The sequence below is a fragment of the Streptomyces composti genome (genome assembly GCF_012034205.1).
Taxonomy (GTDB): Bacteria; Actinomycetota; Actinomycetes; order Streptomycetales; family Streptomycetaceae; genus Streptomyces; species Streptomyces composti.
Window position 1 is genome coordinate 38,637 of the sequence record NZ_JAATEM010000012.1, and the last position, 24,329, is coordinate 62,965.

13 protein-coding genes are annotated in these 24,329 nt (G+C 69.4%); 3 read left to right on the forward strand and 10 right to left on the reverse strand.

Annotated elements, in window-relative coordinates:
- Window positions 1-11: 11 nt before the first annotated feature.
- From drmB to HCJ93_RS11650, 4 genes are read right to left on the reverse strand one after another with little or no spacing between them, the layout of a single operon-like run.
- Complete coding sequence (drmB, locus tag HCJ93_RS11635) at window positions 12-1,880, reverse strand: MrfA Zn-binding domain-containing protein (protein ID WP_167993933.1); 1,869 nt, start codon at window positions 1,878-1,880, stop codon at window positions 12-14.
- Window positions 1,877-5,119: a helicase-related protein gene (locus tag HCJ93_RS11640; RefSeq protein WP_167993935.1), complete on the reverse strand. Its 3,243-nt coding sequence runs from the start codon at window positions 5,117-5,119 to the stop codon at window positions 1,877-1,879. The genes drmB and HCJ93_RS11640 overlap by 4 nt, the downstream gene beginning before the upstream one ends.
- Window positions 5,116-7,020, reverse strand: a complete 1,905-nt coding sequence (locus HCJ93_RS11645; protein WP_309141379.1) for a UvrD-helicase domain-containing protein — start codon at window positions 7,018-7,020, stop codon at window positions 5,116-5,118. Before HCJ93_RS11645 ends, HCJ93_RS11640 begins: the two co-directional genes overlap by 4 nt.
- On the reverse strand, window positions 7,017-11,780 hold the full coding sequence (locus HCJ93_RS11650) for a DEAD/DEAH box helicase (protein ID WP_167993937.1): 4,764 nt from the start codon (window positions 11,778-11,780) through the stop codon (window positions 7,017-7,019). Before HCJ93_RS11650 ends, HCJ93_RS11645 begins: the two co-directional genes overlap by 4 nt.
- A gap of 705 nt (window positions 11,781-12,485) precedes the next feature.
- Here HCJ93_RS11650 and HCJ93_RS11655 point away from each other — a divergent pair.
- The 3 genes from HCJ93_RS11655 to HCJ93_RS11665 are packed head-to-tail and all read left to right on the forward strand — an operon-like array spanning window position 12,486 to window position 16,502.
- Window positions 12,486-14,627 (forward strand): helix-turn-helix domain-containing protein, encoded by a 2,142-nt coding sequence (locus HCJ93_RS11655; protein WP_167993939.1) that lies wholly within the window; start codon window positions 12,486-12,488, stop codon window positions 14,625-14,627.
- A 4-nt stretch (window positions 14,628-14,631) separates the two neighbouring features.
- Entirely contained in the window at window positions 14,632-15,627 is a 996-nt protein-coding gene (locus HCJ93_RS11660; RefSeq protein WP_167994129.1) for a hypothetical protein, read from the forward strand.
- Window positions 15,624-16,502: a DUF6339 family protein gene (locus HCJ93_RS11665; RefSeq protein WP_167993941.1), complete on the forward strand. Its 879-nt coding sequence runs from the start codon at window positions 15,624-15,626 to the stop codon at window positions 16,500-16,502. The genes HCJ93_RS11660 and HCJ93_RS11665 overlap by 4 nt, the downstream gene beginning before the upstream one ends.
- Window positions 16,503-16,516: 14 nt before the next feature.
- Here HCJ93_RS11665 and HCJ93_RS11670 read toward each other — a convergent pair whose 3' ends face one another.
- From HCJ93_RS11670 to HCJ93_RS11695, 6 genes are all read right to left on the reverse strand, one after another.
- Window positions 16,517-17,815 (reverse strand): DNA cytosine methyltransferase, encoded by a 1,299-nt coding sequence (locus HCJ93_RS11670; RefSeq protein WP_167993943.1) that lies wholly within the window; start codon window positions 17,813-17,815, stop codon window positions 16,517-16,519.
- Window positions 17,816-17,826: 11 nt separating this feature from the next.
- On the reverse strand, window positions 17,827-18,822 hold the full coding sequence (locus tag HCJ93_RS11675; RefSeq protein WP_167993945.1) for a DNA cytosine methyltransferase: 996 nt from the start codon (window positions 18,820-18,822) through the stop codon (window positions 17,827-17,829).
- Window positions 18,810-19,220 (reverse strand): very short patch repair endonuclease, encoded by a 411-nt coding sequence (locus HCJ93_RS11680; protein WP_167994131.1) that lies wholly within the window; start codon window positions 19,218-19,220, stop codon window positions 18,810-18,812. The genes HCJ93_RS11675 and HCJ93_RS11680 overlap by 13 nt, the downstream gene beginning before the upstream one ends.
- A 54-nt stretch (window positions 19,221-19,274) precedes the next feature.
- The gene (locus tag HCJ93_RS11685) at window positions 19,275-22,160 is read right to left on the reverse strand and encodes a Z1 domain-containing protein (RefSeq protein WP_167994133.1); all 2,886 of its coding nucleotides are present in this window, start codon (window positions 22,158-22,160) and stop codon (window positions 19,275-19,277) included.
- 119 nt (window positions 22,161-22,279) lie between these two features.
- A complete protein-coding gene (locus HCJ93_RS11690; RefSeq protein ID WP_167993947.1) occupies window positions 22,280-23,860 on the reverse strand; it encodes an ATP-binding protein in 1,581 nt (526 codons plus the stop codon).
- A gap of 267 nt (window positions 23,861-24,127) precedes the next feature.
- Entirely contained in the window at window positions 24,128-24,328 is a 201-nt protein-coding gene (locus tag HCJ93_RS11695) for a DUF5988 family protein (RefSeq protein WP_167993949.1), read from the reverse strand.
- Window position 24,329 lies beyond the last annotated feature (1 nt).

Genomic DNA, 24,329 nt, shown 5'->3' on the forward strand with positions numbered 1-24,329 from the left:
CTGGATCTACGTCAGTCGTGCCGTGCTCTCGCGAAGAAGCCCACGTCGGGTTCTTCCGGAGTGCCTACGAGCAGTGCGCGGTCGAGCAAGATGTTGTTGTGCTCGCAGCTCGTCTCCGGGAGCATCACGCAAGCGTGACAGGCGGCGAGGTTCGTCCCGGCGGTGCCCGATGCCTCCGCCTCCATGCACAGCGGGTCGGAGGAGCACCATGCGGCGCGGCGGAGGGCCGAACGCACCGTGCGGTCGAGCAGCTCGGGTTCGCCCTGTGCGACGAGACCGCCCAGACTGCCGGCCGAGTCGCTCGTCGCGGTGTAGACGAGCAGTCCGGCCATGTCGTCGGCCGCGTACAGACGTTCGCGCAGGGACGCGGAGGGATAGCCCGCCTCCAGGCTCCACTCGTTGATCAACACGTGCGCCAGCGTGTGCAGCAGAACCATGCGAGGTGTGGCCGGGGACGGCACGGCCCGGCTCGGGTCGGGGGCGCGCTGCTCCAGGAGGCGTTGGTGGGCGGCGCGCATGCGCTCGACCCGGGCCGCCACCGCCGTCGCCTTCTCCCAGGCGCCCAGCCGGCCCTCGTCCAGGCGGAGGAAGACGCCCTCGCCGCGGACCTCCATGGCCGGCAGCCAGCGCAGCGGCTTCTGGGAGAGCGGCATCTCCTTGATGTCCGTGGTCGACTCGGCGTCGACGAGGCGGGTGAACGCCTTCAGGGCGCGCACCTCTCGGAGCTTCTTCACCAGCATCGGTCCGGTGACCCCGAGGGGCTCGAGCACGCTCTGATCGCCCAGCGGGGGCTCGCAGACGAACTGCTCGTCGCGAGAGTGGTCGCTCTCCTCGTTTCCGGCGCGGAGCCGTTCGTACTCCTTGTTGCGCAGGGCGCGATAGCGGTGGTCGAAGGAGGCGTCCGTCTCGCCGTCAGGATCCTCCTCGCGTTCCGCTGCGAGCAGCTCCATCACCTCGTCCAGCGTGACGGGCCACACACCCTCGTCGAACACGGCGTCCAGATAGATCTGGACGGCCGCCCTGTCGTCGTACTTCCTGAGCTTCTCCCAGTGACCTGCGAGCGGATCCGCTCGGCCGCTGCTCCACGGCGGGATGGAGAGAGCCGACTTGAGCACCGGCTGCCAAACCGAGGAGGAACCGCGCTGCAAGGTGCGCAGGGGGAGCCCGCACTCCTGATTCGGGGCCGTGGAGCCCAGCCAAGGGCGAGTGCCTCTGCAGGTGAGTCCCAAGTCCTTGAGGGCGCTCTTGCGGAAGGAACCCTCCATCGAGACCTCCGGAGCCCGTCCGCAGGTGCAGGAGACGAGGATGGAGCGGAGCGAGGAGGTCCGCCCGGACGTGCGGAGCATGAGTCTGCCGCCGCACTTGCCGGCCGCCGTGGAAGATCGGTCCTCGGAGCGATGTACCCAGTGCCAGTACGGGAACTCGCCCAGGTGGCCGGCCTCGCAGGCGACGACGAAACGAGAGGGCACGAGCTCCGTCTCGCAGGTTCCGCAGACGCTGCGGCCGGCGGGCGGGTTGAAGTCGCGGTGGGGTTGCAGTTCGTTGCACCCGGGGCACGAGTGCATCTGCGGGAAGCGGCGGACCCGCAGGCCGTCCTTGCTGGTGTCGCCGGATGCAGGCGGCAGTCGGAAGTGGTCGACACCGAGCAGCCGTTCCAGCCGCCGCTCGTGGATCCTCGGCGACTCGTCGGCACTCCAGCTCCGGTCGGCCTCGTCCAGCCCCGAGACGATGAAGGACTCGTGGTCGACGGCGATGAGCGACCCCACGCCGTACGTGGTGATGGCCTGGCTTCGGCGGACCGTACCGCGACGCAGAAAGGTGTGGACGGGGACGTTCGCGTTCGTGCCGGTCCGGCGGCGACGGGCGGGCGGTGGGGTCATCGGGTTCCCTCCATGAACAGGGCGGTCTCGGCGTCGACGTCGCGCAGGCTCCAGAGCGTGGACCACGCGTACCTGTCCTCCGACTCGTCGTCGTAGGCCTTCAGGAGCGACGGGGTCCTCTTGCCCGGCTTCGGTTCGAAGAGCAGCCCACCGTGGGCGTCGGCCTGCTTGAGCCACCACTCGACGAACTCGTCGAACCCTTGGGAGACGGCCTCGGCCTCCTCGGGGGCGACCGCGCTCGCGCGGTCCATCAGCAGTGTCTTGATTCGGTCGCGGAGGATGTCCTCGTAGGACTCGACCTTGCCCGCGCCTTCGTTGGGGCGGGCCTCCGGGATCAGGATGCGGGCGAGAGCGACGATCACCGCATGCAGACCCCGTTCGCGTGCGCGGGCGGAGAAGGGGGTCACGGAGGTGGACTCGACCTCGCGGTAGAGGGCGGAGTGGAAGTTCTGGAAGTTCTCGTAGTGGGAGCGGTCACGGGCGCGCGCCGCGTTGAGCATGACCGCGACCAGGCCGGGACGGGCCCGGCCGACCCGGCTGGTCGCCTGGATGTACTCGGCGGTCGTCTGCGGCTGCCCCATCACTGCCATCAGCCCGAGTCGATCCACGTCCACCCCCACCGCGATCATGTTCGTGGCGAGCAGGACGTCCACGGTGTCGGGGTCGGGCAGCCTCTTCTCGATGCCCTTCAGACGCGCGGGGATCTCACTGGCGTCGATACGGCTGGTCAACTCCGAGTAGTTGGGGATCGAGCGTACGGCCACGCCCTCGCGCTCCGCGAGCAGCTCCAGGTAGGCCGGCACGTCGTCATGGACCTGGAGCTCGGCCGCGGAGAGCAGGCGCAGGCTGTTGAAGTAGCCGACGAGGCTCCAGTAGGCGTCACGCACCTCGTCCGTGGTGTTCGCGTGCCGTGCCCTGTGCAGGAGCGTGGCGTACGTCCGGATGAGCAGCGTGGACTGACTGGTGCCCGGGGCCAGCAGCCCGACGTAGCGGCGGCTCGCCTTTGCCTCGCGCGGTGACTCCACCGCGAACCACGAGTCGCGGGCGTCCAGGCCGGCGGGCGGGAACTGCCGCACCTCACGAGCGAAGAGGTGGCGTCCCTGGTCGGCCGCCCGACGGATGGTCGCCGTGGAGGCGATCACCTTGGGGCGGTCGGCCAGCGCGTCCACGGCCGTCTCGTACAGGCCGGTCAACGTGCCCAACGGTCCTGAGATCAGGTGCAGTTCGTCCTGGACGATCAACTCCGGAGGAGGCGTGGGGTCGTTCGGGTCGTCGAGGTTGAACAGGGCGGAGGTCTTCGGACGCCACGGCATGGAGGCGAACTTGTCGACGGTGGCGATCACCAAGGTGGGGCGTGCGTCGTAGACCGCCTCGTCGACCAGATGAACGGGCAGGCCGTCCCTGAAGTCGCAGCCGGCGTCGGGGCAGCGGACGTACATCCGCCTGGCGTCTTCGTCGACCTCGTAGTTCCTGGCATCCAGACCCGTGCCGCACCAGGGGCAGGCGTGCAGCTGGACGGGGTTCTCGGTGGCGAGCCGTTTGGAGAGGTTGGCCCGCAGCTCGTCGAGCCGTGCGGCGGCCACGGACAGTTCGTTCGGCGTGGCCGAGCGCCCGACCCACATGCCGACGGAGAACTCCTCATGACCCAACTCGGGCGTCCGGCGCCGCAGGTTCTCCATGGCGCAGAGCAGGATTACCGCGCGTTCGAACTGCTGCAGCGTGAGCAGCCGCAGGGTGTAGCGCATGATCACGGTGACACCGCCGCCGTCCGGGCCTTTGCGGATGCGCCGCAGGAAGGACGTGAGGGCGATCAGCCCGAGATAGGCCTCCGTCTTGCCACCACCGGTGGGGAACCAGAGCAGGTCGGAGATCCTTCGATCGTCGTGCTTCGGGTCGTCGATGCCCGCCAGGCAGAGCAGCATGAAGGCGATCTGGAAGGGACGCCACCGGCCGGCAGCCGGGTCGGGCGCACCGGTGCGTCCGCCCTTGACCCAGGCGCTCCGCGCCCGCTGGTCCGCCATGGCCCGGTTGGCGAGCCGGAACGCCCTCATGAGATCCGGCTTGGTGCGCAGCAGGTCGATACCCGCACGGATACGACCGAGCGCCTCACGGCATGCCCTCACCTGCTCCCGCGCGGGCCCTTCGTGCGGGCCGCCCGCCAGCGCGTCCGCCTCCACCGCCTTGCGGTCGATCCAGTCCTCGTACCCCTGGGCCAGAGCTTCCAGGGCGGCCAGAACCTCTGCGTCGGGGTTCTCGGCGAGGCCGAGCATGGACAGCGAGGAACTGTCGATCTCCGGGTTGGAGTCGGTGAGCAATACCTCCACGCTGGGCACGAACTCGGTGCGCACCTCCGGGACTGCGGCGGTGCGGGCGTCGTCCACGCCTATCGGCGAAGGATCCCAGTCCCAGGCGGCGGCGCAACCGTGCCCGACCGCGAAGGTCGGGGCGTGACGGTGCAGCAGTCGGCTGGTGGCGATCTCCGGATCGTGGGCGGAGTCCGGAGCCGGACGCTCGACGAACGCGCTGGAGCCGTTGGCGGCTCGGATCTTGAGACGGCACTGGAAGAGGGCGAAGGCGTCCTGGAGGTCCCGTTCCCCGACCTTCTGCGTGTTGACCAGCGTCACCGTCACGGTGACCGTGTTCGTGGTCGGGTCGGCGCGGCGGACGATGATGCGCAGCTGGGCTCGTTCGTCCAGGTCCACGCGCTTGTCGCCGACCGAGGTGGTGACGTCGACCGTCTCGGGAGGCAGCGAGAGTTCCCTGCGGTGCCACCGTTCCCGCTGTTCGGCCGTGGTGCGAGCCTCGGCCCGGCGGGCCGGGATCGGCTTTCCTTCGGCGTCGCGGGGTTCGTAGACGGCCGCATACGTGGAGATCGTGATCGTGCCGCACTCGGCCGGATCGACCGCGAAGGTCAGCCCCATGGAGGAGGGACGTTTGTCCCCGGAGACACCGATGTCGTCGGTATCGGCGGCCTCCTCCGCGTCCCCACGCGTGGAGACGGGCGCGGTGTCCAGACCGTCCTGCTCGGCGGCGTTCTCGCGCCTCCTCTCCCTGGAGGCACGCGGATACAGCACCCCGGTCAGATACCGGTCGATCGGCGCGTCCTGGTCGAGGACCTCCGCCCTCTCTTCGGGGTCGGCCTCCTCGTCGGGGCCGAAGAGTTCACGGCGGAGCCCCGCGAGCAGTTCTTCGTCGCGCACCCGGTAGTGCTCGGCATGCGGGTCTGTCGTCTGCGTCATGCGCGCTGCTCCTCGTCTCTGTCGGCGCTGCGGTACCACCCGATCCCGGTGATGCGCGGGGCGATCCACACGCCCCGATCCCCGAGTCCGGCGTTGGCGCCGGCGGCGATGCTGCCGGTCACGGTCTCCAAGGTGTCGATCCGCAGGCCGTGGATCTCGTCGGGCCACCAGGGCTCCCACGACCGGCTGACCTTCTGCACCTGGAACAGCCCTTCACGGAACCGTTCGGACATCTCCCCGATCTCCCGTCCCCGGTGCAGCAGGGCGTAGGGCGGGCTCTGGTACTCACCCGTCGGCATGTCGTGGCGCCTGCGCAGCACCACCTCGTCCCCTGGGTGCACTCGTTCCAGGAGGTAGGTCTGGGTCTCTGCGCCTCCGGTGTCATAGGCGGGTGGGTTGTCGCGGCACACGTCGCCCGCCTCGGCGACGATCCCGAATCTCTCCCAGGACTTCCAGCCGCCGACGTACCGGCGGCCGTTGCTTCTGGCCCCGGCTCTTCGGAACTTCGGCAGCTCGGGGGAGCCCACGTGGTAGAGGTCGTGACGGGCCCGGGTCATCGCCACGTACAGGGCGCGGGCCTCGGCGGGGAGGTCCAGCTCCTCCTTGTGCTGCTTGCGGAGCTCGACGACGGTCGGTGGCGTCAGGACGATCACCTGGTCGAACTCCAGGCCCTTGGCCCGGTGCACGGTGGAGACGACGAGCCGGGTGGTCTCCGGATCGGCGGCCTCGTCCGGGAACCGACCGTCGGCCGCCGCCCGGCGCAGCCGTTCCAGGTCGAGCACATCGCGCCCGGCGCCGCGTGCGACCCGGCGCAACACTGTCCAGAGAGCGTCCGTGTTCGGCTCGTACGGCAGAGGTATTTCACCGAGGAGGGCGCGGAACCGGTCCTCGGTGAGCCCTGTCGCCTCGGTGCGGCGCAGCAGCTCGGCCACCCAGTACGGCACCGGTCGCTCCTCCAGGGGGCGACGTAGCCGGTGCTCGACGCCGTGCTTGTGGAGCAGGTCGGAGACCACCAGGGCCTGCCGATTGTCGCGGGAGAGGATCGCACAGGTGTCGGAGAGGTCTCGCAGATTGTTCAGGGTGAGGGGATCGGTGAGGTCCGCCAGAGCATTTTCCGGATCCAGGAGCAGGTCGCGCAGTTCCTCGTAGAGCCGCCCCGCCTCCTCCGCGTCGGTGACCTGCTGCAGTCGGGGGCCGTGGGCCAACGCGACCCTGGCCTCGGGGGTCACCGCACGGAAGTTCCGGGTGAGCTGCAGCTCCACCAGGTCGTCGGGGAACGAGCAGCGCAGCCAGTCGAAGAACCGGCCCGTCTCGTCGGCGCGCTCGGACGGGTCCTTGATCTGGAATCCGTAGACCGACTGGGCGGCGTCCCCGACCATCGTGAAGCCGCAGCTGTCCTGGTACCGGTCGAGCACCGCCTCCACTAGTTCCCGGCGGACCCCCAGGAGGTCCTGTACCTCGTCGATCATGACGTGGGCGGGAGGCACCGAGTCCCCGATCTCCAACGCGCCCTTCTCTATGGCGTCGGTCGCCGCGATGATCCGGTCGTCGAACCCCACCGAGCCCCACTCGCCGTTCGGGCAGGCCTGGGCCAGCACCCCGTAGGCCCAGGCGTCGAAGGTCTGAGCGCGCACCCGGCGGGCCCGATCACCGTGTCGGGCGATGCGCTCCCGCAGCTCCCGGGCGGCCGCCCGGGAGAAGGTGAGCACCAGGATCTCGGCCGCCTGTAGCGCCTCTTCGGGGTCCCCGTGGCCGCACAGCGCGTCGAGCCGACGCACCAGTGTGTGCGTCTTGCCGGCCCCGGCCTGTGCGGTGACGAGGACCCTGGCGTCCCAGGGCTGCTCGACCACGGCCCGCTGCTCGGCGGTGAGCGCGGGACTGTCGAGGTACGCGTCGGTCACTTCCGGCTCCAGAGGTGCTCGAACTGGGTGAAGGCGAGCTGGGTGTCGAAGTTGGCGATGTTGTCGCTGACGTTGAGGATCAGGCACGTGTCCTTGCCGCCGTTCCTGGGTCCGCGCAGGCCTCGGCCGATCATCTGCTGGTAGACGTTGGTGCTGTAGACCGGACGGGCCACCACCACCGCCCGGGTGGCGGGTGCGTCGAACCCCTGAGTGAGCACGCCGTAGTTGGTGAGCACCCGGATGCGTCCTTCGCGGAAGCTCTCGATGCGGGCGCGGCGATCCTGCGGGCTGGTCGTCGAGTCCACAGCGGCGGACGGGACACCCCGGTCGTTGAGCATGGCCGCCAGGTACTTGGCGTGATCGACCGACGTGGCGAACAGCAACGTGGGCCAGTCGTCGGGGAGTTCGGCCACCGAGTCAACGATGCGCCGGCTGCGCGCATGGTCGTCGGCGAGTCGCTGCTCGGCCGAGCGGGAGAGCACCGCCATGCGCTCCGCGTGAGCTTTCTCGTCCCGGTCCAGGACGATCCGGCCACCCTCCAGGGTACGGTGCTCGACCTGCGCGAGCATGCCCCACTCCTGCAGGTCGCGGTACGGATCGCCGGAGGGGAAGACTCCCTCGTCGAGGCGCCGGTTGCCGAAACGCCGGACGAGCAGGCGCGTCTGCTCCTCGTTGCGATTGCGGAACGGGGTGGCGGTCAGTCCGAGGAGATGGCGGGAGGTCTCGTACTGGGTGAGCCCCAGCAGGCCGAGTACGTGGGTGTACCGCTTGGAGATGGCGGTGTGCGCCTCGTCCACGATCACCAGAACGGGTTCGCGAAGCCAGACGTAGCGGTCGGTGTCCAGGCACCGCTCCAGCTTGGCGTCGGTGGCGACCACCAGGTGCGGGTGTTCGACGACGTTCCCGACCTCGTTGCTGCCCCACAGGCGACTGATGGTGAGCGGTCGCTCCGCGCCGACCTTGCTCCATACGAACTTCCAGCTCTGCACCGCCTGTTCGCACAGCTCCTCGGTCTGCGCGATCCACAGCAGCGGCCCCTTGAGGTCACCGACCCGCTTGACCCAGCGGATCACGGCCTCCGCCGTCACCCGGGTCTTGCCGGCGCCCGTGGGCAGGGACAGCATGCCGCGCTGGGGGACCAGCCGGTCGAGCATGTCCGAGACGTTGCGGACCAGGTCCTCCTGGTAGTCGTGCAGGGAGGGGAAATTCCGTGGGCCCTCCACGGTTTCGAACGGGGGCGGCGGCGGGGTCCTCGAGCCGGCGAACGCGACCGGCAGACCGAGCCCCGAGACGAAGGCGATGGCGGCCGACGAACCCGTGTATCCCACGGGCGCGTCGGGGAACCTGGCCTGGATGTCCCTGGCGTGCTGCTGGAGCACGCCGTCGCCGTGAGCGTTGAACGCCATCTGCGCGATTCGGCGCCCCGAGGGCTCCGCGCCGCCGGTGGCCTGCCGCTCGGCCTCCATCAGTCCCTCGGGAAGGCCGGCACGGAGGGCGTCGGCGCCGATCAGCAGCTCGATCTTGTCCACGACGTCCTCGGCCGCGCGCACCGCATCCCGTGCCGCCTTCAGCTCTCTGTCCCGGGCCATGCGCTCCTGGTGCTCCAGGACGGCCCGGCATCCGGCCGGACCCAGTCCCAGTTCCAGTTCCCGGTCGACGAGCATCAGCATCTGTTCGGGAGCCACCGGAACGCGCACCTTGACCACGCCGTTCTGACTGACTGCCTCCAGCGGCTCGGCGCGCATGCCGTCGGGCGTGCGGGTGATCTCCTCCAGTTCGGTGCAGCGCTGCACCATGGTGTTCCGGTTCCCGCTGCTCAGCCGCTGCCGCAGAGCCGGGAACAGCTCGATCAACGGAACGGGTCCGCCCTCGGGGACCTCGCGGGTCTCCCGGCTGATCACGTCGGAGTAGCGGAGCATGCCCCACTTCTCGACCATCAGCTCGGCGTCCTCGGCGGTCGGTACGAGCAGCGCCGGCAGCTGCTCCGCGCGGAGCGCCCGGTACTCGGCGGGGCCGACGGCGACGGTGATCTCGTCGTCGGGTCGGGTGCCCCAGGTGTCACCGATCCGGCAACGGGTCAAGGAGTCCTCGGGGAAGTCTGCGCCGATGCGCGTCAGCATGACGTAGGTTTTGCCGACGAACGTGTCGTCCTCACTGCGGGACACCTCGTCGAGGAGCGCGTCCCAACGGTCGGCAGGCACTTCGTCGACCGTGCTGGGCAGCCGGAGCCTGCGGGCCTTCTCGTGCGAGATGTCGGCGACCGGCAGCACGTCGCGGTAGGCGGCGAGCTGCGGACCGACCGCCTCGCGCAGCGGCTTGACGCCTTGGGAGGTGGCGACCGTGCCGTACTTCCGCAGCATCCACCGGATCGGCGAGGTCACCGCTTGCCTGGTGCTGCTCTGCGCGCCGATCTGACGCGTCCAGTTGTCCACCACGGCGTCGTCGGGCAGCGCCTTCAGGAACCGCGCACGCGACTCGTCGGACAGGGCGCGGAAGAGGTGCAGAGGACCACCGATCGGGGCGCCCTCCACCTTCAACCTGGTCAGCGAGGGGCGTGGGGCACGAGCGTCCAGGCCGCGCAGACAGGCGGCGTGGACGGTTTCGCGGTACTCCTGGAACCAGGCCTCGTCGGCCCCGGGCTGCACCCCGCTTGTCGGTCGGTCCCGCAGCCCGACCTGGGTGAAGAACGGCGTGTCGTCGGAGTGGAACTTCATGTCGACGGCGACGCTCGGATCGCGCTCCGGGTCGACCACGACGCCGGGCAGCATGCAGTCCTCGATCGGCCGGAACCGTCGGTCGGCGGTGCGCACGCGGAGCGTCGACCGGGGCGAGGGGACGCGCTCCATGACCTTGTGGGCCAGACGTCGTACCCCTGCCTGACGGAACAGCTCCCAGAACCGCTCCCAGTCCGACTCGCGGTAGTGGTCGAAGCCCTGGTCCAAGACGCTCACGAATCGGCCCTCGGCATCGGCCTCACGGATGCCCAGCACGTCGAGGGCGTGTGCCGACGACGGGTCCTGGGCGATCTCGTCGACCACATACACGAGGGACTCGCGCAACCCGCCCTGGTCGGCGCGGCGGAACACCTTGCCGGGCACGGGAGCGACCAGACCGTGCTCCTCGGTGAGCACGATGCGAGCCTGGCGCGCCTCCGCGGCGTGCGGGTTGCCGGCCTCGATCATGTCCGCGAGGATCCGCACAGCCACCGCGGAGGCCTCGGCGGTGCCGCTCTCGACCAATGCCTCCAGCCAGGTGCGGACGTCGCTGCGTTCGTGGCCGGCGGCCCCGAGGATGTGCTCCACCTTGCCGGACCGCAGTGAGTCCGCCTCGACGTTCGGGTGCAGCCAGTTCGACGGGCGTCCGGGGCACTCGTGCCACATGCGCAGCCAACGGGACAGTCGCTTCGGGTCCTTGTCGAGCCGCGGGTGGATCCGCAGTTCTTTGGGAAGGCGCAGAACTCCGTCCTGGTCGGGCAGCGACGGACGGTCCGCGGTGCGTGCCCAGATCTCCCGGGTCAGGAACTCGTCGGCCCAGCTGATCGCCTCTTTGACACGGCCGGGCAGCAGCGGGAGATAGGCGGCCGGGTCCTCGGCGGGTGCCAGGTCGGGCAGGGAGTCGACGACCAGCCTCGCGGAGACGCGGATCATCTCCTGGTTGAAGGGGGACGAGTCGAGCAGGTTCTGCCGGTCCTCGTTGGTCTTCCACGCCCCGTTGAGAATGCCGCTCAGAGACATCTCGTACTTGGTCGGGAAGAAGGACCAGAACCTCCCGCGGCCGCGCGAACGGGGGCTGACGTACAGGCCGCTGTCCGGGTCCTTCTCCAGGGCCGGTACGCCCCAGGCGAGGTCGAGCGCGATCCGGTCATGCAGCTCTCCGGCGTCGGCGCGGGCGGCCGGGCCGGGCTCATGGGTGGTGGTGAAGACGCGCCAGTGCTCGGTGGCCGGCGTCTTCCCGGTCCGCTCCTCGACGACGGTGCGCAGCGCGCCCGACTGACGTGCCGTCAGAATGCGGATCGCCGGGGGCTGGGGCCGCCGGTCCTCCAGCACCACCTTGCCGACGTGAGGCGAGAAGAACTGGAAACCGACGGGGAACTCCTCGCGCGGCTCGCCTTGATGCTCGGCTCGGCCCCCATGCATGTCCTGCCCCAGGCGCTCGTCAGCCTTCTCGAGAAGGGGCAGGCGCACGACGGTGATCGCCCAGGTCAGGAGCTCGTCCAGGACGGGGTCGGTGGCGCGTTCGGCCTGCGCGTCGAGCGGGCGGGCCATCCGCAGGACCGGTGCGTCGAACTCCGATCCGTAGCGATCCGTGACACCGGGGACGGACTTGATCCGTTCGTACGACCAGTCGCGGTCGAACCCGAAACTCCCGGTGCGGCTGAAGAATTGAGGAGCGTCGGTCACCACGAGGACGGATTTGACACCGACGCCGAAGCGTCCGATCTGACCTCCGCGCTTCCTCGACATGCTCATCCGGAGAATCGTCTCGGCGCCCTCCGGGGTCACCGCATTCCCCTCGTTGGCACAGTACAGATGCGTCGAGGTGAGAACGACGTGGATGCGTCCACCGGGATCGTCGGCCATTTCGTCGGCCGCGTTCTGGACGAGTTCGAAAAGCTGGCGGTCACCGTATCCGCCTTGCGTGATACGACGTTCACCGTTCGCGTGCTCGGCCACGAGACCGGGGTCGACGGCGTAGGTCTGCAGGACGCGAGACGATTGCTGCAGGACGGTTTCGATGACCGGAGAGTAAGAGGACGGCACGGTTGATGCACCCCTGGGCAGGTCGAGGCACGGGCGAATGTCTGAGAACGGGCCGGCCGGATAGGAACAAGGTGGCCCGTGGGAGTCGAACGGCGTCTCGGAGCCGGACGTGCCGTACGTCAGGGCGAGGCGGAGTGTACGGTTGCCGCCCCGACCATGCCGGGTGCTGGACTACTGCTCAGCTCGAAAGCGACCCACTTCCGGAACGATTTCGGGAAGTCGCCTGAGTTCTGCTCCTCCATGGAGTGAATCCCCCCTGATGCATGGCGTCTGTCGCACAGGGGTTAATTTCGTGCCCCCACGCCCCCCGTGGAACAGATGCTTCTTCGTGGCCGATCACGATAGCGGTGAAGTCGTCGCGTCGCAGGCTTTCTGTGAAAGTTCTTCTGCCTGTCGCCGACACTGTTCGAGCACACGTGTTCCCGGCCGCTCGATCCCCCTAATTGGGGTCTCGTGGGCGGGACGGCTTTTCCATCGTGATGGAAGTTATCGATCGCTACTCAACGGCGCAACCCCCGAACTTCCGTTCGTTCTCGGAACTGACTCCGCTTTCCTGTTTCCTGGTGGGGACAGTGGGGTCGAATCGGGCATATTGGTCGTCGTTGTGATCGACTCGGACGACCGAGCTCCGGTCAACTGTCAGTTGACACGGTCTCTCTTGTCAAATTAGCCTCCCGGTACGCCTCGAGGGAAGACAGGTGACGCGTGGAGACTGGTGAGGAGTTCGGGCCCTGGCTGGCCCGTCAGCTCAAGCTCGCGGGGAAGACGCAGGCCGAACTGGCGGAGGAACTGGGACTGACTCGGGCCGCCGTCTCCGCGTGGATCACCGGGAGATCGACGCCACGCCCCACTGTCATGGCGGACATCGCGAAGGCACTCGGCACAGATGTGAGCACGGTGCACACCCGCACCACCGACACCCGGTCCGGCCTCCCGCTCACCTGGTACCACCGGCCCGGATACCCCGACGGTGGTCGCGATCTGGGCAATGCCGCTGCCTTCGCCTTCGACGCCGACGTGCAGGTCCTCGCCCGTGAGACCTGCCAGAACAGCCTCGACGAGCGCCTCACCGACAACGGACGCCCGGTCCGCGTCCGTTACACCCTGCACGAGCTGACCGGCGAGGCCCTGGACGCCTTCCGCGACGCGATTCTCTGGAACGAGCTCTTCCCGCACTACTCGGCCGTCTCCGAGATCGCCGGACATCAGAAGGTCGGTCGGGTCGTCGACGCCGGCGTGCGCGACATGTACGAGAAGGGTCGTCTGGTCCTGCTGCGGGTCGACGACTACAACGCCTCGGGCCTCACCGGGGACGACTACGCCGACGGCAAGTTCGCGGCCGTGGTCCGGCGGCAACTGGAGAGCCTCAAGTCCGGTACCGCCGCCGGTGGCTCCTACGGCCTGGGCAAGGCCACGTTGTGGGCCACCAGCGCCCTGGGGCTCGTGCTCATCAACTCGACCCTCTCCGTGCCCCACGAGGGGCGGACGGAGCGGCGGGTCATCGGCCGCCTCGAACTGCCCTGGCGTGAGGTGAACGGCGAACCGTACGCGGGCCCAGCCTGGTTCGGTCGTCCCGATCCCGACTCGCCGGGTGCCAGGGTGGTTCGTTCCTGGTGGGCGGACGAGGAGACCGTGGCGCGGTTGCACCTGACCCGGGACAGCGACGAACCCGGTACCTCCTTCCTCATCGTGGGCGCGCACGACGTGGCCAGCCTCGAGGGCAGCGTGTCCGAGGGCGATGACGAGATCACCGAGGAGGAGGGCAGCGAGGACACGCGGGACATCCGCCGGATGCATCGGCGTCTCGTCGAGGCACTGGGGCGTGACTTCTGGGCCGCGATGACCGGTGGGGGCGGCAGACTGCCGCTCCTGGAGGTCTCCGTCCGTGCCCTGCGCAACGGCGAAGAGGTCGTGCCCGAACAACAGGTGGACCCTTCCGTGGAGCAGCCCTCCCGCACCCGGGCCCTGCGGGCGTACTACGAGGGCGCCACCGTGGACCGACTCACCGAGGCCGGGCAGGTGGCGGCGAGGACCGTTCCGCTGAAGCTGCCGCTCCAGGGAGGAGCGCGCGGGACCCTCGGGACGCACCAAGCGGTCCTGTTGGTCACCGAGGCCGAGGACAGGGACGGCACGAAGAACCAGGTGCACTCCCTGCGCGGCAACCGCATGACCGTCAGGAAGGCCGGCGTCCCCAGGCTGCCGGTCGGGACCAACCCCTTCCAGGCCGTGCTCCTGGTGGGTGAGGCGGCGGGCGAGTCCGCCCCCTTCGCCCAGGAGGCCGAGGAGTTCCTGCGGGCGGCGGAACCGCCCGAGCACGATCGTTGGGGGCAGACGGAGGAGCTGACCCTTCGCTGGTCGCCCTCCGCCTACCGGCGGATCAGCATGCTCACCAGCGAGGTCAACAACGCCGTCAGGGACCTCGTCGCACGGCCCAGGCGCGGCAACCAAGGAGGCGGTGAGGCGCTGCGCAAGGCGCTGACCGTGAGGAAGCGTCCGAAGGCGAAGGCACCCTCCGGACCGGTGATACCGGTCCTCGAAGGGCTCGAGGCGACGATCGGCGACGGGGGAGAGTGGCAGATCACCGCGGAGGTGAGCATCCCGAAGGGCGACCAGGTCGTCCCGATGGTGCCGATCGCCCAGCTGGACGTGCGCTCCGGAGGCCGCCCAAGACTGGAGTGGGCCGAACTCGTGGCTGTCGAGGGCTGCGAGGTGCAGGACGGAACCCTGCGCTTCGCACCCGGAATCCGCAGCGCGACGTTCCGAGGGGCAACCGACATCACCAGCCACCCGGTCAGGACCTCGCTCACCCGCCTCGTCCTCGAACTGCGTGCCGGGAAGGGTGAGTGACGCGGTGAAGATCTACCCGTACAAGCGGCTCAACCGTCCGATCACGCTCCGGGTGACCTCGGTCTCCCTCAGGCTCCCCGACGGCACCCGCGACCGACTGGAGACCACCGCGTACTCCACCCAGCAGCAGGCCGTGGCACTCGGCATCGCCGGGCACGACGACTGGTCGAGCGCCACGATCGGTCTCTCGGCCACGCTGCCGCCCGGGGCGGACGCGCCCGACGCCGCCTGGTCCGATCTGCGTGTGCTCGCCGTCCTCACGGACGGGGAGACCAACGTCCGTACCTCGACGGAACTTACGCGAGACACGGAGAACGGTCGGGACTGGTCGGGCTCCGTGGAGGTGCTCCGCGACGATCACCTGGGGCGGGCCTCCTTGGCCGTGTACGCCGTCGGAACGGTGGACGGAGTGCGTGGCCGGTCGATCGCCGAGACCGATCGGAGCTGGGTCGTCGACACGGTCTCCGACGAACCGGTCCGGGGGCTGCGACTCGAGGTGCAGAAGGCCTCGTTCAGCAGGAGCTCCCGCGACTGGCTGCGGGTCTATGCCGACGCCCCGTGGGTCGTCGACACCTCGGCCAGGGTGCCCACCGTCTTCGTGAACACCGATGTCGAGGGTGTCATGGGGCTGTTGGACAGCAAGGGCTCCGGCGTCGACAGCAAGGTGAGAGACCTCCTGGTCGCCCAGATGGCCACGGACGTCTGGACCGCGGTGTTCCACAGCGCCATCGGCGACCTGGAGGTGGAACCGGGTAGCGGCCCGGTCTTCCCGACCGACTGGCAGGGCGAGGTGCTGCGGGAGATGCTGCCCGACGTCGTTCCCGGCGTGCACGTCGAGGAGGCCCTGCGGCAGGTCCACCGCCGACGCACGGGAGAGTCGGGTTGGGCGGAACTCCAGACCCGCATCCACTACGCGGCGGTCCGCCGCGCCGAGGCATCCAGGGCGCTCGGCTATGTCATCCGCGCCCTGGAACAGATGAACCGGGAGAGCGAGACGTGATCACCCAGCCCGACCACGTACCGGAGCGTCTGGCGCTGCTGCCCGCATCGGCCGTCGACACGTTCCTCACCGAGGAACTCCTGAGAGGTGAGCAGGTCCACGGTGGCATCGACCTCGCCAAGGTCGTCGAGGAGCTGCCCGAGGACGACGCGAGGTGGTGGGTCGAACCGATCCGCAGCCTGGTGGAGGACGCCATGTTCGAGTTCCGGGAGGACCGGACTCGCGCCGACGCCTGGCTGGCCCCACGCCTCCACGCGACGCTGCGTCTGACCCGGCGAGAGGCGGCGGACAAGCGACTGTGGAACCACCTGGCCCTCGCAGTGGCCCCCGACTACGTGGCCTGGCGGCACCTGAGAGAGCCGACGGCCAGGCACCCGGAGCGGCGGATCGCCGCCGAGCGCTTTCGCGGCCCGGCGGACCGGCAGTGCTTCTCCAGACTGTGGTGGGCGGCCGAACTCTTCCGCAACGGACCCGACTACGGGCCGGTCGAGATCGCCTGCGGGAACCAGGACCTCATCCACACGGTTCTCCGCCTCGACCTGATCGACCACCGACCCACGGCTCAGGCACTGGTCCGCCTGCTCGAGCGGGGCACGGTCACCACCGGTCGAGAGATCAACGGCCTGAGCGCCGCGATCAACGCGGCCGGAGCGACCCTGATCTACGACGTGCTCGCACCGGACGAGCCCAGGAACCCCGCCCGGCTACGGGAGTGGATCGACGAGGCTGCCTCGGCACCGCCGGTCGGGCGGCACGAACTCCCCGAAGGGCCGGACGAGGACCCCGTGCCCGAGGAATCCGTCGACGCGCTCACCGCCTACTTCACGGAGCTGTTCGAGACCGCACCGATCAGGGGCAGGAAGAACGGCGACTGAACCCCACCGGGCGGTTACCGCGTCGCCTGTTCGTCGGGGCGCGGGCAGCGGGGGGTGCAGTGGTCGGCGGCCCCGCAACCCTCGCTGCGCAGCTTGGCGCGCTGCTCCTCCGTGGCCCGCTGCCACGGCTTCCTCAGGGACTGCGGATCGGGTGCGGGAAGCCCCAGAGCGGCACTCAGCAGATGCGCACCGAACAGCGGGGGGACGGCATTGCCCACCTGCTGGGCCTGTGCTGTACCGGACCACGGATAGTCGGGCGGGAAGCTCTGCAGCATCCCCGCCTCGTTCATGCTGAACCTCGCGCCCTCCCGGACGATCTTCTCGTTCAGGTGCTCGAACACCACGAAGCGGGAGATGCGGCCGGTGACGGTGGCGGCGGGCTGTCGGTCGGTCCGTACTCCGCGCCGACCGGGGTTGCCCGAGCTGCCGTAGTTCGAGCGAACCAGGAACGGCACCCTGCGGCCCGGGTGCCCGCCCACCGGCTCCGCGAGAGCCTGCCCCATCGACGTCCAGGGCAGCAGATCGTCGTCGGGGTCCGGGGTGCCCCTCTCGTCGAGCGTGGGCTGATGGGCGTGGGTCGAGGACCTGGCGCTCATCCTGTTCCACGCCTTCGCCTCGTAGGCGCGGTGGGTCGGCGCGGGCAGGGAGGGCGCGCCCAGCTCGGCGCGCCGCGCGATCAGCACTGCTCGCGAGCGCGTCTGCGGCACCCCGTAAGTCTCCGTGTCCAGCACGTCGACGACGACCTTGTACCGAGTCCCGTCGGGCAGGCCGTTCCCCTCCAGCGCCTTCGCGTACTGCTCCCAGAGCGCCTCGACCGCCGGGACCTGCTCCAGAACGATGACGTCGTACGGGCGGTGATCCCGGCTCGGGCTCCTGGTCGCGCGGATCGCGTACCGGAGGGGTTCGAGGACCATCGCGGTGCGGGGATCGCTGAGGTTCTTCAGATCCTTGTCGATCTCCGCGTCGTCCTCGCCCGCCATCAGACGATCGATGTATCGCTTGACCTCGTCCAGAGCTCTGCGGCCCGCACCCTTTCCGGCCACCGAGTACGTCTGACATGGCGGACCGCCGGCCAGCACATTGATATCCGGCGGCAGCGATTCGAAGGAGTCTCTGCGCACCGCGCTCACATCGGCGTGCAAGGTCTCGAGACCCGCCGCGTAGCGCGTCAGACAGGCGCTCCGGTCCCATTCGATCCCGAGGCTGCGGACGCCCAGCACGTGTCCGGCCACGTCCAGCCCACCGGGCCCGGCGAAGAGATCCAGGACATAGGGCTTGTCGAGGATGGACTGGTGTGGTGCCGTGCTGGTCATGTGGCGGAAGTCTAGCCGGCCGGGAAGTGTGCCGAGTCGCTGTCCAGGGCTTCCGCGATCGCCCGGCCCAGCGCCTCTCCGACGGGCGGCGGTGTCGCGTGCCCGATCTGGCGGTAGCGGGCGGTCTTGCGCCCGGCGATCCGCCACGACTCCGGGAATCCCTGCAGCAGTGCCGCCTGGTCGGTCGTGAGCTTCACCATGTTGTCCCTGCCGAGTTCCGGGGCCCAGACGAAGTCCGGGCCGGGGACCGTGTCGGCCACCGTGTGCGCGTCCACGCCGAGGGTCGCCCACTTGCGCTTGGCGCCGGTCGGCCCCAGGTCGGCGCCGCCGCGGTTCTTCGAGCCTCCGACCAGAGTCGGAGCCGGTTCGTCGGCCTGAGCGGCCCAGCGGGCGGCGTCCCGCCATCCGCGTGCGGCCATGGACGGCCCGAGGACGGCACCGACCGTCCTCGGCTCTCGCACCGTGGGAGCGGGTGGCCGGAAGGCGTGGGCTCGGCTCCGCTCGACGGCCACCAGGACGCCCTGCTTGCGGTTCTGCGGCACGCCGAAGTCGACGGCGTTCACCACGAACCAGCTGAACGCGTATCCCAGATGGACGAGCTCCGCTCGGGCGTAATCCCGGAACGGCCGGTACTCCTCGGCGTGAGCGAGCTCGGGGACGTTCTCGATGAGCACCGCCCGCGGTTTGATCGCGTGCACCAGGAGGATCGTGGCTCTCAACAGGCGCAGTTCGGTCTGCGAGTCCGCCCGTCCCACGGTGGCGCTGGACCGCACCCGTGGCAGACCCGCCGAGAGAAGGTCCACGTCATAGCTCTCGGGGTGCTCGACCGGGTCGAAGTCCACGAGATCGGCGTGGAGCACGTTCCAGCGCGGCCGATTGAGGCGCAGCGTCTCCACCGTGAGTTCGTCGTCGTCCAACAACAGACGTGGCTCGAAGCCGGCCCGCTCCAGCCCCAGGGCGAGGCCACCCGCACCGGAGCACACGTCCATGAAGGTCAGTCCGCCCACTTCCGGTGCCCCCGCCCCTTCTCCGCCAGACGCCGTGCCACGGCGGTCCGCACCTGTACGGCCACCTCCTCAGGAGCCTCGTGCTCCCAGAACCGCAACACCGTCCACCCCTGCGCGGTCAGATGCTCGGTGGTCTCACGATCGCGCGCCATGTTCCGATCCAACTTGGCTCGCCACCACTCGGCGTTCTGTTTCGGCCACGTAGCGTGCAGGGGACACCCGTGCCAGAAACACCCGTCGATCAGCACCGCCACCTTCGCCCGCGTGAAGGCGATGTCGATACGACGCCGCGCCATGCCCGGCACCGGGTACTCCACGCGATAGCGCAGGCCCGCCGCATGCAGCAGGCGTCGTACGGCCAGTTCGGCACTGGTGTCCTTGCTGGCCTGGCGGGACATGCGCGCGGAGACGTCGGGGGACGAGGGCCTCACGGTGTTCAATGGTGTCAAGCCTCAGGGGCGTACGTCGGCTCGGTCGATGACCACCGCATCCTGCCGGCTCTTGTCGATCGTCCGGAACCGGACCAGCGGGCGCCCGGTACCCACCGATGACCGCGGGGCCACGTACGAGAAGGCCATCACGACGTCACCGGGAGCGATCGTCCCGTCGGGACCGAGACGCGGCTCGGACTCGACCACCGGGTACAGCAGGAGCGCGCCACGGCCCGAGCGGACGTACCCCTCGACGGCCGCGTTCCCGGCCGTCTCCAGAGCCCCCGCCACGCGCAGCGCGACGTCACGGTGCTTGGGCTCGCTGAGCGCGCCGAACAGCGGACCCCGTCGCCGGTTCCGCCTCGCCGGGGTGAAGGGACCGTGCCCCAGGATGCGCGCCTCCACGCGCCGGGCGGACGTCTGCAGCGGGGTGATCACGAGCCAGTCGTCGATCTTCGTGGCTCCTTGCGCGGCGCCCAGCAGGAATTCCAGGTGGGGCGAGAACTGGCTCGGCGCCGACCAGCGCAGTGCGCAGAGCACCGTGGTCAGCGTCTCGTGCGAGATCGTTCCCACCCGAGCCTCGTACGCCGGGCCGTCTCCGACCGCGAGGGTCACCGGATCACGTCCCAGTGCGGCGAGCACCGGCTCCCAGGACGCCGTGTTGTGGGCCAACTCCTCGGACGTCTCCGGGTGGGCGGTCGGCTCGACCCAGGTCCCGGGCGACCGCACCTCCACCAGCTCCGCGTTGAACATCTTGTTCCGGGCCGACGGTCTCACCCACGGCAGGTGCTGGGCCACCAGCGGCGGAATCTGGGCCGGGGTGACCTGCGGGCGGCCGTCCACCATGGGGGCGTAGCGGGCGAGTTCGGCGCGGAAGAGCTCCTCGTCGCGGCAGATGGCCTCGAAGGCCTCGTAGAGATCGACCGTCTTGGCGTTGCGGCCCCGGCCGAGTTGTTCCTCGCGGCCGATGTAGAGGCGTACCAGATCGCGGTAGCCGGGGCGGAAGCCGAACCAGCGGCCCATCTGCATCAGGGTGTCGGCCTGCTGTGTCGTCCGGCGGTAGTAGGAGACCGTCAGGCCCTCGACCGTGAAGCCGCGCGACAGCTTCGTGCCGCCGACCAGGATCTTCCAGACGTTCGGGGTGCGGTCGAAGTCCAGGTCGGGCTGGGCGTAGTCGCGTTCGCTGTCGCCGTTGACGACGATGACCGGGCTGCCGCCCCGGCTGATGAGCTGGTGAGCTCGCGCGACATGCGGCTTGAGTTCGGCGTACGTGGTCGGTGTGGGCAGGGAGCTGTCCGCGAACGACCGGAAGTCCTTGTCGAAGAGGGCCGACAGGCGCGCGTGGCCGTCCGGGCCGGTGTAGGCGGCGTTGTGCCACATGTTGCTGATGCGCAGAGCGAGCGCGGCGTGCTCGGCCATGCGCACCGATTCGTGCACGAGCATAGTGTGGTGGCGGAACGGCCCCTCGGGGACACCGTGGGTGGCGCGGTACAGCTTCAGCGCGCCCGTGAGGACGAAGGCGTCCAGGGCCTCCTGGAGGCGGTCACCGGTCGATTCGTAGATGCCCCGGACGTGCCGCTTCTCGGCCTCGCCCTCGCCGTCGGCGCTGTCCAGGTCGTGGAAGTCCTGGACGCCCATGTAGCCGTCGGGACGGGGGAGGGAGATGAGGAAGTCGCGCGGGAAGAGGTCTTCCTCGTCGCCCGGGTCGATGAAGACGTTGGCGAAGGGGGTTGCCGTGTAGCCCACGTACTGGGCACGGGGCAGGAGCTTCAGCAGCTTGCTTATCTGGCCGTTGATGGCGGTGCGGGTGACCGTGCCGGCCTCCCACTTCTTCGGGTCGGTGGTGTTCACCGAGGCCTGGTCGGACTCGTCGTCGATGATCAGAGTCGGGATCTCAGCGAGGATCGGACCGATCTTCTTGAGGTCCTTGACCAGCTTCTCCAGCACGCTCTTGTTCTTCTTCACGACCATGATGCGGGCCCGGGCCGCGTGCAGATTCGCCGGGTCGTGGAGCGGGCGGGTGCGGTCGGGCTTCTCGAACTCCAGGGCGCTGATGCCGCGTTCGAGGGCCATGTAGTCACGGTCGCGCGAGGTCAGACGCTCGATGTCGAAGGCGCCCAGCAGGGAGGGACGGGCACCGAACGAGACGAACTTCTCGGGCCAGTCCTCGTCGTCCTGGTAGTCGATGCCGACCAGGGCGTCGGGGTCGTTCGGGTCGGCGGCGCCCAGGATGTTCTCCTGGCCGATCAGTTCCATGTCGAGACGCCGCTGGGTCTGGCCGCGGAGCAGGTTCAGGGTGCCGCCGAGGACGATCACCAGGCGGTAGCCCGCGTCGATGGCCTTCGCGATGACGCCGGTGAAGTTGGCCGTCTTGCCGGACTGGACGTAGCCGACCACCAGACCGCGTGCGCCGTACGGCTCCTCGCGGGTGGGGTCGGCGAGCCGCTCCACCACCGCGTGCGCGGCCTCGTCCAGGCCGGTGACCGCCGCGTCGCTCCAGCCCTTGCGGCGCAGCAGGCGCTCGTACGAGGTCCAGTAGAAGGAGCGGTTCGCCGCCAGTTCCCGGCTGTACCAGGGCTCGAACTCGCGGCTGATGGTGACGGGGCCGGGTTCGGTGTGGATCGGGACAGCTGCGTCCAGCGCCTTGCGCAGGTCGGGGCCGAACGCGAGCTTGTCGTAGACCTCCGAGCGGCGCTCGCGGGTGCGAGGGGCGGTCGACGACCATGCAGGGGACTCCTCGAAGTCCCAGGCCGTGAGCCGGCGGCGCCACAGGACGAGCAGCTCGTCGCCGGGGTCCGCGGCAAGGAGACGGTCGCGGAAGACGGACAGGTCCGTGTCCGCCGGCTCGTCGGAGTCGGAGAGGGCGAAGGCGAGCTTGGCGAAGTGCCGCGGGCCTCTCCGGCTCATCGAGTCGAGAATCTCACCGTGGAGGTCGGCGAGGTGGTCGGCCGCGGGGCGGGTCTCGGCGGTCACAGCGGTGTGCGCCTCTCTGGAAGTACGGGACGTTGCCTGGGGGAGAGGGGCTGTCAGCCCTCTGTACGGGCCAGTTCGGCTCGTACCGCGGAGACGAGCACGCTGTTCCACAGCGCGATCTTGTCGGTCTGGTTGGCCGAGACCCGCTCCTTCTGGAAGATCTCGTTGAGCATCAGATAGAGCATGCTCTTGAGGACCGGGGCGTCGTTTGAACCGCCGCGGCGCCCGCCGTTGAAGGCGTGCCGGTAGTCCTTGTTCAGGATGACCGTGCGTTCCTTGTGGTCGATGGTGAACAGCAGGTCGGCGGAGTCGACACCGGGCGGCACGTCGAGCCTGGCCCAGGTGAAGGTGATGGGGTCGGCGCCCTCCAGCTGCGGCAGTTCGTCCCGCAGGGTCCGCTTCAGCTTCGGGTCGATGCCCTTGCCGGGCGGGACGGCCGAGGGACGCCTGACCTCGGTGCGCCGCTTGGCCGCCTCGCGGTAGGTGGCCTCGGCCTCGTGCAGGTACTCGGCGAAGGTGTGCCCGGTGCCGGGGACGGTGGCCTTCTCCAGCCCGCGGGCGAACGCCGGCGTGACCTGGACGCCGTCCTTCTTCACCGTCAGGGCGAACACGTCGTTGGGCTCGGGCGGCAGGTCGACGGCGATCCGGGCCAGAGCGAGGTGGCCCTCCGCGCTGCGGGTGTCGTTCCAGCCGCCGGCCTGGACGAGCCGGTCGTTGCGGTAGAGGTAGAAGCCCTGGCGTTCGGCGAGCGGGCCGATGCCCCGGAAGGCGACCAGCGGCGACTTGGGCGGCCATATGTGTGCGGTGAGCGTGATGTCGCCGACGCCCTCGACCGGTGCGACGTACTCTCGCGGGTAGCCGGGGCGGCCCGTGACCCGGTAGCCGAAGGGGTCGATGGGCTCCACGCCCCGGTGGTCCAGCTCCTCACGGGTGTGGACGTCCTCCACCACGATGTCCACGTGGAAGTCGTCGCGGGCGAGGAAACGGTGGAGGTAGAGCCCGAGGTGGGTCTCGAGCCGTTCGATCGCGTCGTTGAGGTAGCGGTCGGTCTGTCCGGCGGTGATGGTCTCGAACGCGCGGACCTGGTCCCAGCGCACGATCGTGCCGTGCCAGCCGATGATCCCGTCGTAGCGGTCGACCAGATTCTGGCAGTACCCCGAATCGACGATGTCGCAGGTGAAGTCGGCCTGCGCGCGGGCCGTGAGCCAGCGCCGGCCCGCCGAGGGGCTGCGCTTGGTCCGGCTGATTAGGGTGAGCGAGTCCGCGTGGGAGAGCGAGGCGGCTTTGAGACCGGCGCCGAAACGCCCCAGCGCCCCGGCCGAGTACGTCTCCTGACCCCCGACCGTCATCGCGGTGTCGAGGCCCGCCTCGTCCATGCCCTGACCGTCGTCGATGACCAGCAGGCTGACGAGGCGGTCGCGTCCGCCGTGCTCACCGGTGTCCCGGAGGAAGCTCACCACGACGTTGTGGGCTCCGGCGTCGATCGAGTTGTCGATCAGGTCGGCGATGGCCGCCTCGAAGCCGTACCCCTGATGTGTGAGGGACTCGAATGACCGTGCCGCCGGAGGAAGCTGCTTGCTGCCGGTCGTGGGTACTTCGAACTGCCATGCCGAAGGCGGCTGGTGCAGCGGCATCCAGGTGTTCCTCGCTCGCCGGGACATGCCACGAGACGCACGGCATGCCAGTCCAACTGATCGGATGTGACGATATCGTGCGGTAGGTGTGGCGAGTCAGGGGGATTGCACGAAGTGAAATCCGTCGTTCCGGATCCGCGGATCCCCGGCACGGAGGCTCGCGCCGGCCTTTCCAGGGGCTGACGGCGGCCGTCACCTGGTCATGAGTGACGCCCGTCCACGTCGTACCGGTGAACGGGCGTCGTCGTGTCTCGGTTCCGAGGGTGCCTACTCGGCCACCTCCGTCCGTTCCCACCACTCGTAGACCGTTGCGTCTCCCTCCTCGGTCTGGGCGTGGCGGGTCGTGACCTTGTAGTGCTCGTAGCCGCCCAGGTGGGGGATCTTGAGTTCCTGGCCGGGGGGAGTGATCGGGACGACCTTGCCTGCTAGGTCGTCCGGGCCACCCTCCAGGAGTGCTTTGGTGGTCATA